Below are 15542 nucleotides of genomic sequence, written 5' to 3'. Positions count from 1 at the left end.
TTTCTCGATGAGCGCTACTTGATTTTTCTTGGGGCCTCTGGCGAGACCGTGGTGACGCCGCGCAGCCGCAATGCATACGCGTCGTTGTGTCGCAGGTCGGCGCCCTCGACGTCGGCCATCGTGCGGCGGTACTGGCCCGCGACCTGGGTCACGGTCTTCAGGAACCGCTGCAGTCGTGCCGTCACCTCCTCGCTCTGGCCGCGGCCGAGCTCTATCTCGGCACCGCTGTCGAGCACCACCTTCCAGCTTCCCCGGCTCGACAGCGTGAGCTCGTCGATGCTCATGTCGTAAGGCTGGAACTGCGGCTGCAGCACGCGGTACATCCCCAGCACCTGGCCGGCCTGTTCGATCGGGCCGTCCAGGCGCGGCAGGTTGTCGTCCACCTCCGCCACGTTGGCCTCGAACACGTCGCCGAAGCCGTTGATCAGCTTCGAGCCCGCGTCGTCGCCCCAGTTGGCAACCGGCACCTGCTCGGTCAGCGTCACGCGCAGCTTGTTCGGGAACTCGCGCCGCACCACCGCGCTGCGCACCCACGGCACCGACTCGAAGGCGGCGCGTGCGCGCCCCAGGTCGATGGTGAAGAAGTTGCCCGTGAGCTGCGGCGCCACATTGGCGCGCAGTGTGACCGCGTTGTTGTGCGTGACTTCGCCGTCCACCTTGATGCCGCCGATGGGGAAGAAAGGCTGCCGCAGCACCCACCACGCACCCGCCGCCAGCAGCATGAGCGCCACCATCGCGAAGGCAATGTTCGCGACGATGTTCATGAGCTTGACGTCGAAGGGAGCGGGGATGCTGTCGGCCATGGCTATAGCGAGCCTCCCGTTGCGTCGAGCGCGGCCGAGGCCAGCACCCGCAGGCACAGGTCTTCGTACGCGATGCCTGCGGCGCGGGCCGACATCGGCACCAGCGAATGGCTGGTCATGCCGGGCGAGGTGTTCATCTCCAGCAGGAAGGGCTTGCGGTCGCTGGCGCGGATCATCACGTCGGCGCGGCCCCAGCCGCGGCAGCCGAGCGTGCGATAGGCGGCCAGCGTGATGCGCTGGATCTCGTGCTCTTCCGCTTCGGGCAGGCCGCTCGGGCACTGGTACTTCACGTCGTCGGTGAAGTACTTGTTCTGGTAGTCGTAGGCGCCTTCGGGTGCGGAGATGCGCACCACCGGCAGCGCGCGCGCGTCAAGCCCGTGGCCGAGCACCGCGCAGGTCACTTCCTCGCCTTCGATGAATTCCTCGCAGAGCACGTCGGCGTCGTACTTGGCCGACAGCGTGATCGCGTCCTGCATCTGCGAGTAGCCCTCGACCTTGGTCACGCCGATGGAGGAGCCCTCGCGCGGCGGCTTCACGATCAGCGGCAGGCCGAGCACGTCGGGCACGGCCATGATCTGCTCGCGGCTTTGCTGGTCGAAGGCCAGGCGCACGTACTTGGGCGTCGGCAGGCCATCGGCCTGCCAGATGCGCTTGGTCATGACCTTGTCCATGGCCACGCTGGAAGCCATCACGCCCGAGCCGGTGTATGGAATGCCGAGCAGTTCGAGCGCACCCTGCACCGTGCCGTCTTCGCCGTGGCGGCCGTGCAGCGCGACGAAGCAGCGCGCGAAGCCTTCGCGCTTCAGGTCGGCCAGATCGCGCTGCGAGGGGTCGAAGGCGTGCGCATCGACACCGCGCGAGCGCAGGGCTTCGAGCACGCCGGTGCCCGACATCAACGAGATTTCGCGTTCGGCGGAACTACCGCCGAACAGGACGGCAACCTTGCCGAAGAGTTTAGGGTCCTGAAGGCTCATGAGGCCCTCCCTTTGCGCGAATCGCGCTGCGATGTTGAGGGTGCTACGGCGGTGACCGCCGCTGCGCCGAGTTCGACGACCTTGCCCGGTACCGCGCCGATGGAGCCGGCGCCCATGGAAAGCACCACGTCGCCCGCGCGGGCGTTGTCGAGAATGGCTTGCGGCATGGCGGCGATGTCGTCGACGAACACCGGCTCGACCTTGCCGGCCACGCGCAGCGCGCGCGCCAGCGTGCGGCCATCGGCCGCCACGATGGGCGCCTCGCCCGCGGCGTAGACCTCGCCGAGCAGCACGGAGTCGGCCGTGCCGATGACCTTCACGAAGTCTTCGAAGCAGTCGCGCGTACGGGTATAGCGGTGCGGCTGGAAGGCCAGCACCAGCCGGCGGCCCGGGAACGCGCCGCGCGCGGCGGCGATGGTGGCCGCCATCTCGACGGGGTGATGGCCGTAGTCGTCGATGACGGTGAAGGTGCCGGCCCCACCTTCGTTATGGCCGCCTTGCACAGCCACGTCGCCGTAGCTCTGGAAGCGGCGGCCCACGCCCTTGAAACCTGCGAGGCCGCGCTGCACCGCTTCGTCGGGAATGCCGAGCTCCACAGCCACCGCGATCACCGACAGCGCATTGCGCACGTTGTGCTCGCCCGGCAGGTTCAGCACGATGGGCAGGTCCGGCAGCGTCACGCCATTGCGGCGCTGCGCGGTGAAGTGCATCTGGCCGCCGACGGCGCGCACGTCGATGGCGCGCACCTGCGCGTCCTCGCCAAAGCCGTAGCTGGTGACCGGGCAGGTCACGTCAGCCACGATCTCGCGCACCGCCGGATCGTCGGTGCAGAGAATGGCCACGCCGTAGAACGGCATGCGGTGCAGGAAGTCGACGAAAGCCTTCTTGAGCTTCGCGAAGTCGTGCCCGTAGGTCTCCATGTGGTCGGCGTCGATGTTCGTGACCACCGCCATCACGGGCAGCAGGTTCAGGAACGAGGCGTCCGACTCGTCGGCCTCGACCACGATGTAGTCGCCGCTGCCGAGCTGCGCGTTGGCGCCCGCGCTGTTGAGGCGACCGCCGATCACGAAGGTCGGGTCGAGCCCGGCGGCGTCGAGCACGCTCGCCACCAGGCTGGTGGTGGTGGTCTTGCCGTGCGTGCCGGCAATTGCAATGCCCTGCTTCAGGCGCATCAGCTCGGCCAGCATCAACGCGCGCGGCACCACCGGAATGCGCTTCTCGCGCGCGGCCAGCACTTCGGGGTTGTCCGACTGCACGGCAGTGGAGGTGACGACCGCGTCCGCGCCGTCGATGTGCGCGGCGGCGTGGCCCACGAAGGTGCCGATGCCCAGGCCCGCGAGCCGGCGCAGCGTGACGCTGTCGGACAGGTCGGATCCGGTGATCTTGTAGCCCAGGTTCAGCAGCACTTCGGCGATGCCGCTCATGCCGGAACCACCGATGCCCACGAAATGGATGTGACGAATAGCGTGCTTCATTTGGCAAGCTCCTCGCAGGCGCGGACGACCGCCTCGACGGCTTCGGTCTTCTGCATGGTCTTGGCCTTGACGGCCTTTTCGATCAGCGCGGTGCGCTCGGTTTTCTGTAGCAAGTCAGCCAGCAATTCAGGAGTGAGGTCGGCCTGCTGCACGAGCCATCCGCCGCCCGCGTCCACGAGGAAGCGCGCGTTGGTGGTCTGGTGGTCGTCGACCGCCGAGGGGAAAGGCACGAACAGCGCTGCTGCGCCGACGGCCGCGATTTCTGTGACGGTGCTGGCGCCGGCGCGCGCGACGATGATGTCGGCGTCGGCGTACGCCTGCGCGGTGTCTTCGATGAAGGGCGTGAGTTCGCCTTCGACGCCGGCCGCCGTGTAGTTGGCGCGCAGCTCATCGATCTGCTTGGAGCCGCTCTGGTGCAGCACCTGCGGACGCGTGGCCGGCTCGATGCGCGCCAGCGCCTGCGGCACAACAGTATTGAGGCCGCGTGCGCCGAGGCTGCCGCCCACCACCAGCAATTTCAGCGGACCGGTACGGCCCGCGAAACGCGTGGCCGGATCGGGTTGCGAAGTGAAGGCCGCGCGCAGCGGATTGCCCACCCATTGCGCCTTCTTCAGCACATTGGGGAAAGCCGTGAACACGCGATCGGCCACGCCCGCCAGTACCTTGTTGGCGAGGCCGGCGACCGAGTTCTGCTCATGCAGCACCAGCGGCTTGTTGAGCAGCACGCCCATCATTCCGCCCGGAAAAGTGATGTAGCCGCCAAGGCCCACCAGCACGTCGGGCTTCACGCGGCGCACCACGCGCAGGCTCTGCCAGAAGGCGCGCAGCAGCTTCAGCGGCAGCAGGAACAGCGTGAGCGGGCCCTTGCCGCGCACGCCGCCGAACTGCACGGGCTCGAAGGCGAAGCCGCGCGGCGGCACGAGTTTTTCTTCCATGCTGCCGGGCGCGCCCAGCCAGTGAACCTGCCAGCCGCGCTCACGCAGGGCCTCGGCCACCGCGAGACCCGGGAAGATATGGCCGCCTGTGCCGCCTGCCATGACGAGTGCGGTACGCGTCATACGCGACCTCCCCGCATCAGCACGCGGTTTTCGTAGTCGATGCGCAGCACGATGGCCAGCGCCACGAGGTTCATCAGGATCGCCGAACCGCCGAAGCTCATCAGCGGCAAGGTCAGGCCCTTGGTCGGCAGCGCGCCCAGGTTCACGCCCATGTTGATGAAGGTCTGGAAGCCGAGCCACACGCCCACGCCCTGGGCCACGAGGCCCGAGAACACGCGGTCCAGCGCAATCGCCTGGCGGCCGATGTGCATGATGCGGCGCGTGAGCCAGAGAAACAGGCCGATGATCAGCAGCACGCCGACCAGGCCGAACTCTTCGCCGATCACGGCCAGCAAGAAGTCGGTGTGCGCCTCGGGCAGCCAGTGCAGCTTCTCGACGCTGCCGCCCAGGCCCACGCCGAAGATCTCGCCGCGACCGATGGCAATCAGCGAGTGCGACAGCTGGTAGCCCTTGCCCAGCGCGTGCTCTTCGCTCCACGGATCGAGGTACGCAAAGATGCGCTCGCGGCGCCACGGGCTGCTCGCGACGATGGTGCCGAAGGCCACCACCACCAGCGCGGCAATCACGAAGAACATGCGCGCGTTTACGCCGCCCAGGAACAGGATGCCCATGGCGATCACGGCGATCACCATGAACGCGCCCATGTCGGGTTCGGCCATCACCAGCATGCCGACCACCACCACCGCGATGCCCATCGGCAGCACGGCGCGGAAGAAGCGCTCCTTGATCTCCATCTTGCGCACCATGTAGCTGGCGGCGTAGAGCACCATCGCGAGCTTGGCCAGCTCCGAGGGCTGGAAGCGCATGAAGCCCATCGGCAGCCAACGACGCGCGCCGTTCACGTTGATGCCGATGTGCGGAATGAGCACGGCCACCAGCAGCAGCAGCGAGGCCACGAAGAGCCAGGGCGCGGCGCGCTCCCAGGTCTTCATCGGGATCTGGAAGGCGAGCAGCGCGGCGATGAACGCGAAGATCACCGAGGCCGCGTGCCGCGTGAGGAAGTACGAGGCGCTGTAGCCCGCGCGTGCGAAGCGCGGGTTGTCGGGCAGCGCGATGGAGGCCGAATACACCATGATCAGGCCCCAGGTCAGCAGCGCGACCGTGACCCAGACCAGCGCCTGGTCGAAACCCAGCACGCGCATCGGCGTGGCTTTTGTCTGCGCGATGCCGGCGCCGCCCAGCCGCACGGGCAGGTGCACGGGCAGCGAGTCGATCCCGCTGCGGGCGCGCCTGAACCAGCCGCCGAAGCGGCTGGTGGATGCGTTGGGCGTGGCGCCTGAGGCGGCAGAGTTCAAACCGTGTCCTCCGTCGTCGAACCGCCCATGCCGCGCGGGCTGTCCTCGTAGGCCTGCACGGCCTCGCGGAACACCTCGGCGCGGTGCGCGTAGTCCTTGAACATGTCGAAGCTCGCACAAGCCGGTGACAGCAGCACGGCGTCGCCGGGATTGGCGCGTGCGGACGCGAGCTTCACGGCCTCGTCCATCGAGGCGGCATGCAGCAGCGAGACGCCGGTCGATGCCAGCGCGGCTTCGATGAGCGGTGCGTCGCGGCCGATGAGCACCACGGCGCGCGCGTACTGGCGCACGGGCTCGGCCAGCGGTTCGAAGTCTTGTCCCTTGCCATCGCCGCCGAGGATGACGACCACGCGGCGCTCTTCGCCCAGGCCGATCAGCGCGGCCACGGTGGCGCCGACGTTGGTGCCCTTGCTGTCGTCGAAGTACTCGACCTCGTCCACGATGGCGATCGGCTCCACGCGGTGCGGCTCGCCGTGGTATTCGCGCAGGCCGTAGAGCATGGGGCCCAGCGGGCAGTCGGCGGCGCTGGCCAGCGCGAGTGCGGCCAGCGCGTTCATGGCGTTGTGACGGCCGCGGATGCGCAGCGCGTCGGCGGGCATCAGGCGCTGCAGGAAGATTTCTTCTTCCACCACGGCGCCGCGCTTGCGTTTCTGCGTTTCGTCGGCTTCCAGCGCGCGCACCAGCCAGGCCATGCCGTTGACGCGCTCGATGCCGTAGTCACCCGGGCGCAGCGGCATGGTCGCGCCGAAGGTGACGTGCGTGCGGATTTGCGGGCGCTGCAGCTTGACCCTGACGGGCGCGGGCAGCATCGCCATCACGCCGGCATCGTCGCGGTTGAGGATCATCAGCCCATGCGCGCCGAAGATGCGCGCCTTGGCCGCCGCGTAGGCCGGCATGTCGCCATGCCAGTCGAGGTGGTCCTGCGTGAGGTTGAGCACGGTGGCGGCCGTGGGCTCGAAGCCCTGCACGCCGTCGAGCTGGAAGCTGGACAGCTCCAGCACCCACACGTCGGGCAGCGTGTCGGCATCCATGTGCGCCGAGAGCGTGTCGAGCAGCGTCGGGCCGATGTTGCCGGCCACGGCCACGGTCTTGCCCGCACGTTCGACCAGCTGGCCGGTGAGCGAGGTGACGGTGGTCTTGCCGTTGGTGCCGGTAATGGCGAGCACCGCGGGCGTGTAGCCCTTGGGGGCTTCGGGCTCGACGATGGGCGCCAGCTCGAGCTGCGGCGATTCTTCTTCGACGGCAGCCGAGGCCGGATTGGTGGCGGAGATTTCGGCGATCTTGGCGACGAACTCCGCGGCCTCCCTGGCGGCGGTCGGGACGTAGGGCTTGCCGGTGACGGGCAGGCGGGAAGCGGTGGCGGGTGCAGGAGCCGAAGCCTCGGAGGACTCCGGGACAACGGCGGGCACTTCCGGCGCGGGCTCGGCCGCCGGCTCGACGACTTCTGCGGCCTCGGGCGGCAGCGGCACGGCGACGCTCATCGACGGATCGCGCGGCATTGCTTCAGCCTGCGCGGGCACGGTCGGCTCGGACGCGGCTTCTGCGGCGAGTTCGGGCGCTTCGGCTTCGACAGGCTCGGGCTGTTGCTCCGGCTCGGCCACGGCTTCAGCCTGCTCGACGTGCGCGGGCTCGTCCAGCGGCAGTTGCGCCTGCGCCTCCGGCTCGGCGGTTTCCACGGGCGCTTCTGCCACCGGCTCGATGGGAGCTTCAGTCTCGGGTTCCGGCTCAGCCTCGACCACCGGCACTTCCACCGTCCGCAGGTCCAGCAACGCACGCGCGAACAGATCCAGCTCGCCACCGACCGGCAGCCCGACAGCACGCGCCGCTTCCACCACCGGCGCAATGGTCGCGGGCGACAGCCCCGGCGAGCGATACACCGCGCGGACCGGCGTGCCTTCGACCAGCGCAGCCGTGAACGGCCCGCCGACGAACGTCACCCCGGGCAGCTCCGCCTGCAGCGTCGCGAGCAATGCCGGCGCCTCGCGCGTGTCGGCCACGGTCACGACGGCGCCGTGGCGCGCGCACCAGCGCGTCATCGCCAGCCCGGACGCACCGAGGCCGAGGATGAGAACGGGGAGGTCTTTCAGATGCCGCATGGTTCCGTTACCGCAGCTTCAGCGTCGAAAGACCCACGAGGCACAGCAGCATCGTGATGATCCAGAAGCGCACCACGACCTGCGTTTCGCGCCAGCCGCTCTTCTCGAAGTGATGGTGCAGCGGCGCCATCTTGAGCACGCGGCGGCCTTCGCCGTAGCGCTTCTTCGTGTACTTGAAGTACATGACCTGCGCCATCACCGAGATCGCCTCGACCACGAAGATGCCGCCCATGATGAAGAACACGATCTCCTGGCGCACGATGACCGCGATGGTGCCCAGTGCGCCGCCCAGCGCCAGCGCGCCCACGTCGCCCATGAAAACCTGTGCCGGGTGCGTGTTGAACCAGAGGAACGCGAGCCCCGCGCCGGCCATTGCCGAGCAGAACACCAGCAACTCGCCCGAGCCCGGGATGTTGGGGAACAGCAGGTACTTGGAGTACACCGCGCTGCCCGTGACGTAGGCGAACACGCCCAGCGCCGAGCCCACCATCACCACCGGCATGATCGCCAGGCCATCGAGGCCGTCTGTCAGGTTCACCGCATTGCTCGCGCCCACGATCACGAGGTACGTGAGGATCACGAAGCCGATGCCGCCCAGCGGGTAGCTCACCTCCTTGAAGAACGGCACCAGCAGGTTGATCTTGGGCGGAAAGTCGAGGTCGAAGCCTGACTGCACCCACGCGAAGAACAGCTGCACCACGCGCCAGTTGGAGCTCTCCGAGATGCTGAAGAGCAGGTAGAAGGCCGCAATCAGGCCGACCACCGACTGCCAGAAATACTTCTCGCGCGAGCGCATGCCTTCCGGGTCCTTGCGCACCACCTTGCGCCAGTCATCGACCCAGCCGATGGCGCCGAAGCCCATCGTGACCCACAGCACGATCCACACGAACCGGTTCGAAATATCGAACCACAGCAGCGTGGCGAAGGCGATGGCGAACAGCACCAGCACCCCGCCCATGGTGGGCGTGCCGCTCTTGGTCAGGTGCGTTTCCATGCCGTAGCCGCGAATCGGCTGGCCGATCTTGAGTGCGGCCAGGCGGCGGATCACGTACGGGCCGGCCACCAGGCCGACCACGAGCGCGGTCAGCGCAGCCATCAGCGCGCGGAAGGTGAGGTATTGAAAAACGCGCAAGAACCCGAACTCGGGCGAGAGCGTCTGCAGCCATTGGGCCAGGGTCATCAGCATGTGGTTTCGCGCGGCTCATGCGTCATGACCGGCCTCCTTTTGTTGTTGTGGTTGTGCTTGCGCCTCGACGACCTGCACCACGCGCTCCATCTTCATGAAGCGCGATCCCTTGACGAGCACGCTGCCGAGTTGCGGCAGGCGCGCGAGCACGGCCGCGCCGAGCGCGTCGAACTCTTCGAAATGGCGTCCGTCGGCACCGCCGAAGGCAGCGGTGGTGTGCGCCGTCGCGGCGCCCAGCGTGTAGACGGACTCGATACCGCGCTGGCGCGCCCGCTCGCCGACTTCGGCGTGGAACTCGGGCGAGCGGTCGCCCACCTCGCCCATGTCGCCGAGCACCAGCAGGCGCGGGCCCGGCAGGGCGGCAAGCACGTCGATGGCGGCAATCACGGAATCGGGGTTGGCGTTGTAGCTGTCGTCGACCAGCGTGAGCGCATGGCCACCGGCCAGCACGATCTCGTTGGCGCGCGAACGGCCCTTGACCGGCTCGAAGGCCGACAGGCCCGCTGCAATGGTCTCGACCGACACGCCGGCCGCGAGCGCGCAGGCCGTGGCGGCCAGCGCATTGACGACGTTGTGCCGGCCCGCGATGTGCAGGCGCGCATCGAAGGCGCCGATCGGCGTGCGGATGCGCACGGCCCAGGCACCCTGCTTCCATTCGGCGCTGTCGAGCGAGATGTCGGCATCTTCCGATTCGCCGAAGGTCATGCAGCGGCGCGAGCCGCCGGCGTGCGCCATGTCGGTCCACAGAGAAGTGAAGGCGTCGCCATAGGGGAACACGGCGGTGCCGCCTTCGGGCAGCACCGCGAACACGGCGGCGTTCTCGACGGCCACCGCCTCGACGGTGGCCATGAACTCCTGGTGCTCGCGCTGGGCGTTGTTGACGAGTGCGATGGTCGGGCGCGAGATGGCGGCCAGCCGCGCGATCTCGCCCGGATGGTTCATGCCCAGTTCGAGCACCGCGCGCTGGTGCTGCGCGCGCAGGCGCAGCAGCGTGAGCGGCACGCCGATCTCGTTGTTGAAGTTGCCGGCGGTGGCCAGTGCGCGTTCTGCGCGGAAGGCGAACAGCACGGCCGCGATCATCTGCGTGACCGTGGTCTTGCCGTTGCTGCCGGTCACGGCGATCAGCGGCAGTTCGAACTGCGCGCGCCAGCCCGCGCCGAGCGCGCCGAGCGCGGCCAGCGAGTCGGGCACTTCGAGGCCGCTGAGGCCGGCCGCTTCGAGGCCGTGGTGCGCAATGGCCGCAACGGCACCGCGCTTCTTGGCGTCCGCCAGGAAGTCGTTGGCGTCGAAGCGCTCGCCCTTGAGCGCGACGAACAGGTCGCCCTGCGCGAGCGTGCGCGTGTCGGTGTGCACGCGGGCGATGACGGTCGAAGCGTCACCCACCAGGCGCGATCCCGGAATCCATTGCTGCACCTGAGCCAGCGTGATGTTGAGAGGCGTCGTGTCGGTCATGCCGCGGCCCCCCTCTTTGCCAGCGCCTGCAGCGCATGGGTCTTGTCTGAAAACTCGATGCGCCGGCCGGCGATTTCCTGCCAGGCCTCGTGGCCCTTGCCAGCGATCAGCACCACGTCTTGCGGGGCCGCCTGCGCGATCGCATCGGCGATGGCGGCGGCGCGGTCGGGCTGCACCTGGGCGGCCTCGGGGCGCGAGAAGCCGCGCAGCACCTGGCTGATGATCGCGTCGGGCTTTTCGCTGCGCGGGTTGTCGCTGGTGACGACAACGCGGTCGGCCTGGCGCTCGGCGACGGCGGCCATCATCGGGCGCTTGATCGGGTCGCGGTCGCCGCCGCAGCCGAACAGGCACCAGAGCGCACCGCCACGCTGCTTTGCCAGCGGGCGCAGGCCGATCAGGGCCTTGTCGAGCGCGTCGGGGGTGTGGGCATAGTCGACCACGGCGAGCGGCGCGCCTTCGCCGGTGCCTGCGCGGTCCATGCGGCCCGGCACGCTGGTGAGGTTGGCGCAAGCGGCCACGGCCTGGGCGAGCGTGAGGCCCAGCGCGCGCAGCGTGCCGAGCACGCCCAGCAGGTTGGCCACGTTGTACTGGCCGATCAGGCCGGTCGACAGGCGCTCCACCGCGGCGGTGCCGTGCTCGGCCACCGAGAACTGCAGGCCCTGCGCGTCGTAGCCGATGTCGCGCGCCACGAGGCGGGCCGGCTTGCCGCCGGCCGAGACGGTCCAGACGTCGAGCGCGCCGATGCCGGCGTCGATCAGGTTCGCGCACAGGCTGGCGCCGTGCGTGTCGTCGATGTTGATCACCGCCGCGCGCAGGCCGGGCCAGCGGAACAGCTCGGCCTTGGCTTGCCAGTAGGCGTCCATGCTGCCGTGGTAGTCGAGGTGGTCCTGCGTGAAGTTGGTGAACACGGCCACGGCGATCTGCGCGCCGTCGAGGCGGCGCTCGGCGATGCCGATGGACGAGGCCTCGATGGCGCAGGCGCCGAAGCCGCGCGTGACCAGCGAGCGCAGCTCGCGCTGCATCATCACCGGGTCGGGCGTGGTGAGGCCGGTGTAGGTCAGCTCGGGCGGCACGCCGATGCCGAGCGTGCCCATCACCGCGCAGGGCGACGGCGCATCGCGCTGCATGGTGCCGTCTGGCCGCATCGCGCGCACGCCGCCCGCCGCGCGCAGCGTGGAGAGCGATTCGGCCAGCCACCAGGCGGTGGAGGTCTTGCCGTTGGTGCCGGTCACGGCCAGCACGTCGAGCAGGGCCGAGGGGTTGTCGTAGAAGGCCGAGGCGATCGGGCCGGTGGCGGCCTTCAGGCCGGGATAGCTCACGATGCGGTCGTCGCCTTCGAAGCCGAAGGCCTCGACACCCTCGTTCTCCACCAGGCAGACCGCCGCACCCTGTGCCAGCGCGGCCGCCACATGCTTGCGTCCGTCGGTGGCGGCACCGGGCCAGGCGATGAAAACGTCGCCCGCGCCCACGGCACGGCTGTCGGCGTGCAGCGCGGCCTGCGGCACGCGCTCCTTGAGCCAGGCCGCGGCGAGTTGTGGGGAAGTGAAGCTCAGCATGTTCAGAAACTCTCGTCGACGCCCTGCGTCATCACAAGCGGTTTGACCGCCAGGTCGGGCGGTACGTTCATCATGCGCAAGGTCTGCTGCACGACTTCGCTGAACACGGGCGCCGCGGCGACGCCGCCGAAATACTGGCCGTCGCTGGGCTCGTCGATCATCACGGCGACGATGATGCGCGGCTTGTCGATAGGCGCCATGCCGGTGAACCAGGCGCGATATTTGTTACTCGCGTAACCCTTGCCGACCTGCTTGTGGGCCGTGCCCGACTTGCCACCGACCGAGTAGCCGACCGTCTGCGCGCGCGTGCCGGTGCCGCCGGGGCCAGCGGCCATCTGCAGCATCTTGCGCACCGCCAGCGCGTTCGACGGCGAGAACACGCGCACGCCGACCGGCGGCTCGGAATTCTTCAGGATGGTGACCGGAATGATCGAGCCGTCGTGCGCGAACGAGGTGTACGAATGCGCCATCTGGAACAGCGACGCCGACAGGCCGTAGCCGTAAGCCATGGTGGCCTGCTCGACCGGCTTCCAGGTCTTCCACGGGCGCAGCCGGCCCGTCACGGCGCCGGGGAACTGGATCTGCGGCTTCTGGCCGTAACCGAGCGCGGTGTAGGTGTCCCACATCTCGTGCGGGGTCATCTTCTGGGCGATCTTGAGCGCGCCGACGTTGCTCGACTTCTGGATCACGCCTTCGACCGTCAGCGTGCCGTAGTTGTGGGTGTCGCTGATGGTGAAGCCGCCGATCTGGAATCGGCCGGGGCCGGTTTCGATCAGGGTCGAGGGCTTCACGCGGCCGGCTTCGAGCGCCATGCCCACCGTGATCGGCTTCATGGTCGAGCCGGGCTCGAAGGTGTCGGTGAGCGCGCGGTTGCGCAGCTGCTCGCCGGTGAGATTCTGGCGCTTGTCAGGCACGTAGCTCGGGTAGTTGGCCAGCGCCAGCACTTCGCCGGTGACGGAGTCGAGCACCACCACGCTGCCGGCCTTGGCCTTGCGCGCGGTCACGGCATCGCGCAGCTTCTGGTAGGCGAAGAACTGCACCTTGCTGTCGACGCTGAGCTGGATGTCCTTGCCGTCGAGCGGCGGCACGGTTTCGCCAACGCCCTCGACCACGCGGCCCAGGCGGTCCTTGATGACCCGGCGCGACCCGGCCTTGCCGGCCAGCTCCTTGTTGAATGCGAGCTCGATGCCTTCCTGGCCGTTGTCTTCCACGTTGGTAAAGCCCACCACGTGCGCGGCAGCCTCGCCCTCTGGGTACTGGCGCTTGTATTCCTTGCGCTGGTAGATGCCCTTGAGGTTCATGGCCGCGATCTGCTTGGCGATGGGCTCGTCGACCTGGCGCTTGATCCAGACGAAGGTCTTGTCCTCGTCTTCGAGCTTCTTGTCGAAGTCCTTCTGCGACATCTCCAGCAGCTTGGCGACCTGCTTGAGCTTGGCGCGCACCTCGGGGTCGTCGCGCTCGATGTCTTCCGGAATGGCCCAGATGCTGGGCGCCACCACGCTGGAGGCCAGGATGAGCCCATTGCGGTCGAGGATGCGGCCGCGGTTGGCCGGCAGCTCGAGCGTGCGCGCAAAGCGCACTTCGCCCTGCCGCTGGAAGAAGCTGTTGTTGAGCACCTGCACGTAGGCCGCCCGGCCCGCCAGCATGACGAAGCCGAGCGCAATGCCCGCGACGATGAACTTGCTGCGCCACACCGGCGTCTTGCTCGCGAGCAAGGGGCTGGTGGTGTAGCGCACGCTGCGGTTGCCCCGGTTCATCGCGCGGCCCTCGCTGCGGTGACCGGCTTGGCCGCCGGCTTGGGCGTGGTCGGCGCAGGCGCCACCGGCGCGACCGCGGGGATCACCGTGCCGTCAGGGCGCACGTACTGCGTGATCGCTGGCGAAGTGGTGCGCATCTGCAGCTGCTCCTTGGCGAGCTTCTCGACGCGCAGCGGCGTGGCCTGTGCGCGCTTCTCGACCTGCAGGCGATCGCGGTCGGTCTCCAGGCGACGGGCTTCCTGCTGCACGCGGTCGAGCTCGGTATAGAGCTGACGCGACATGTACTGCGTGTGCACGAGGTACAAAGCCGTCGCAATGACGGCCAGCAGCAGCAGGATGTTGAGGCGGGCCATGGTCAGCTGGCCCCGGTGCGTTCTGCGACGCGAAGAATGGCGCTGCGCGAGCGCGGGTTGCCGCCCACCTCGGCGTCGGACGGCTTGATGCGCTCCAGCGCGCGCAGTTTCATGACCTTCGGGGCGGCAAACGGCGCGCGGCGGTCGTAGACCTCCTTCGAGTGCTTGGCGATGAACTGCTTCACGATGCGGTCTTCCAGCGAGTGGAAGCTGATCACCGCGAGCCGCCCCTGGGGTTTGAGCACGGACAGACTCGCTTCTAGCGCCTGTTGCAGCTCTTCAAGCTCGGCGTTGATGAAAATCCGAAAAGCCTGAAATGTGCGCGTTGCAGGGTTCTGGCCCTGCTCGCGGGTTTTGACCGTGCCAGCCACGAGCTCGGCCAGTTCGGTGGTGGTTGAAATTGGGCCCCGTTCTTGTCGGCGAGCAACAATCGCCTTTGCAATCTGAACAGCAAACCGTTCTTCGCCATAGTCACGGATCACCTCTGCAATCTGCTGAAGTTCGGCCGTTGCCAGCCATTCGGCCACGCTCTCGCCGCGCGTGGTGTCCATGCGCATGTCGAGCGGGCCGTCGAAACGAAAACTGAAACCGCGCACCGGGTTGTCGATCTGCGGCGAGCTCACGCCCAGGTCCATCAGCAGGCCGTCGACGCTCGCGTCGGGCAATTCGCCCAGCGAGCGGAATCCCTGGTGACGGATAGAAAAACGCGCATCGGAGATGCGCGCTGCTTCGGCCACTGCTTCCGCATCCTTGTCGAATGCGATCAGCCTGCCTTCCGGCGCCAGCCTGGAGAGGATTGCACGCGCATGCCCTCCCCGCCCGAAGGTAGCGTCCACGTAGGTGCCGGTTGCCGCCGTGCTGCCGGAAAGAAGGGCTTCCACCGCTTCGTTCAGCAAGACGGTCGTATGGGTCCATGGGGTGTTCACTTGGGTCCTCAGAACGCAAAGTCCTGAAACACATCCGGCATCTCGCCCTGGGTGGCCTCGGCCTCCTTGGCCTCGTACGTGGCCTTGTCCCAGAGTTCGAAGTGGTTGCCCATGCCCAGCAGCAGCGTCTCTCGCGTGATGCCGGTGGCCGCGCGCAGTTCGGGCGACACCAGGATGCGGCCGGTGCCGTCCATCTCGACGTCCATCGCGTTGCCGAGGAAGACGCGCTTCCACCACTGCGCCGACATCGGCAGCGCGGCGATGCGCTCGCGGAATTTTTCCCATTCGGGACGGGGGAACACCATCAGGCATCCGTGCGGATGCTTGGTGATCGTGAGTTGGCCGCCTGCCGTCGCGCTCAGGACGTCACGATGCCGGGTCGGCACGGAGAGCCGCCCCTTGGCATCCAGACTGAGCGATGAAGCGCCTTGAAACACGACCACGAACCCCTGTGTTGGGAGTGCTGCAGCACCCGAAAGGGGCGCTACCCGCACTTTTTCCCACTTAACTGCACTTTTTTGCACTGTAGCAGGAAACACTTCGGAAGCAACTGGCCGTTTGGGCTATTTTTTGTAATGGAATCAACGACTTAGCGCCGATTCCAAAACCAT

General features: G+C 68.0%; 13 protein-coding genes. All 13 read right to left on the bottom strand.

The genetic code is table 11. The annotated features are described in order from the left end of the window. Window positions 1-14: 14 nt before the first annotated feature. Genes BMW87_RS21870 through mraZ form a run of 13 tightly spaced genes read right to left on the bottom strand, consistent with a single transcriptional unit; the run spans window position 15 to window position 15368 of the window. Window positions 15-803: a cell division protein FtsQ/DivIB gene (locus tag BMW87_RS21870; protein WP_093078611.1), complete on the bottom strand. Its 789-nt coding sequence runs from the start codon at window positions 801-803 to the stop codon at window positions 15-17. A 2-nt stretch (window positions 804-805) separates the two neighbouring features. Beyond that, a complete protein-coding gene (locus BMW87_RS21865; RefSeq protein ID WP_093056262.1) occupies window positions 806-1777 on the bottom strand; it encodes a D-alanine--D-alanine ligase in 972 nt (323 codons plus the stop codon). Next, complete coding sequence (murC, locus tag BMW87_RS21860) at window positions 1774-3252, bottom strand: UDP-N-acetylmuramate--L-alanine ligase (protein WP_093056264.1); 1479 nt, start codon at window positions 3250-3252, stop codon at window positions 1774-1776. Before murC ends, BMW87_RS21865 begins: the two co-directional genes overlap by 4 nt. Beyond that, window positions 3249-4310 (bottom strand): undecaprenyldiphospho-muramoylpentapeptide beta-N-acetylglucosaminyltransferase, encoded by a 1062-nt coding sequence (murG, locus tag BMW87_RS21855; RefSeq protein ID WP_093078610.1) that lies wholly within the window; start codon window positions 4308-4310, stop codon window positions 3249-3251. The genes murC and murG overlap by 4 nt, the downstream gene beginning before the upstream one ends. Continuing rightward, window positions 4307-5605, bottom strand: coding sequence for a putative lipid II flippase FtsW (gene ftsW, locus BMW87_RS21850; RefSeq protein WP_093056268.1), 1299 nt, complete (start codon window positions 5603-5605; stop codon window positions 4307-4309). Before ftsW ends, murG begins: the two co-directional genes overlap by 4 nt. Further along, entirely contained in the window at window positions 5602-7701 is a 2100-nt protein-coding gene (murD, locus tag BMW87_RS21845) for a UDP-N-acetylmuramoyl-L-alanine--D-glutamate ligase (protein WP_093078608.1), read from the bottom strand. Before murD ends, ftsW begins: the two co-directional genes overlap by 4 nt. 7 nt (window positions 7702-7708) lie before the next feature. Next, window positions 7709-8887, bottom strand: coding sequence for a phospho-N-acetylmuramoyl-pentapeptide-transferase (mraY, locus tag BMW87_RS21840; protein ID WP_093056272.1), 1179 nt, complete (start codon window positions 8885-8887; stop codon window positions 7709-7711). Between the two features lie 15 nt (window positions 8888-8902). Next, window positions 8903-10339 carry a UDP-N-acetylmuramoyl-tripeptide--D-alanyl-D-alanine ligase gene (gene murF / locus BMW87_RS21835; RefSeq protein ID WP_093078607.1) on the bottom strand — a complete coding sequence of 479 codons (1437 nt, stop codon included), beginning with the start codon at window positions 10337-10339 and terminating at the stop codon, window positions 8903-8905. Further along, window positions 10336-11895 (bottom strand): UDP-N-acetylmuramoyl-L-alanyl-D-glutamate--2,6-diaminopimelate ligase, encoded by a 1560-nt coding sequence (locus BMW87_RS21830; RefSeq protein WP_093078605.1) that lies wholly within the window; start codon window positions 11893-11895, stop codon window positions 10336-10338. The genes murF and BMW87_RS21830 overlap by 4 nt, the downstream gene beginning before the upstream one ends. Window positions 11896-11897: 2 nt before the next feature. Next, window positions 11898-13652, bottom strand: a complete 1755-nt coding sequence (locus tag BMW87_RS21825; protein ID WP_093056277.1) for a peptidoglycan D,D-transpeptidase FtsI family protein — start codon at window positions 13650-13652, stop codon at window positions 11898-11900. Next, entirely contained in the window at window positions 13649-14005 is a 357-nt protein-coding gene (gene ftsL / locus BMW87_RS21820; RefSeq protein WP_093056279.1) for a cell division protein FtsL, read from the bottom strand. The genes BMW87_RS21825 and ftsL overlap by 4 nt, the downstream gene beginning before the upstream one ends. A gap of 2 nt (window positions 14006-14007) precedes the next feature. Continuing rightward, window positions 14008-14931, bottom strand: coding sequence for a 16S rRNA (cytosine(1402)-N(4))-methyltransferase RsmH (gene rsmH, locus BMW87_RS21815; protein ID WP_093078604.1), 924 nt, complete (start codon window positions 14929-14931; stop codon window positions 14008-14010). Between the two features lie 8 nt (window positions 14932-14939). Next, a complete protein-coding gene (gene mraZ / locus BMW87_RS21810; RefSeq protein ID WP_081270207.1) occupies window positions 14940-15368 on the bottom strand; it encodes a division/cell wall cluster transcriptional repressor MraZ in 429 nt (142 codons plus the stop codon). Window positions 15369-15542: the final 174 nt, after the last annotated feature.

The organism is Variovorax sp. OV084 (genome assembly GCF_900111625.1).
Lineage (GTDB): Bacteria > Pseudomonadota > Gammaproteobacteria > Burkholderiales > Burkholderiaceae_C > Variovorax.
Note: the sequence above shows the minus strand (reverse complement) of the source record. Positions and strands in the feature narration are given on the sequence as shown.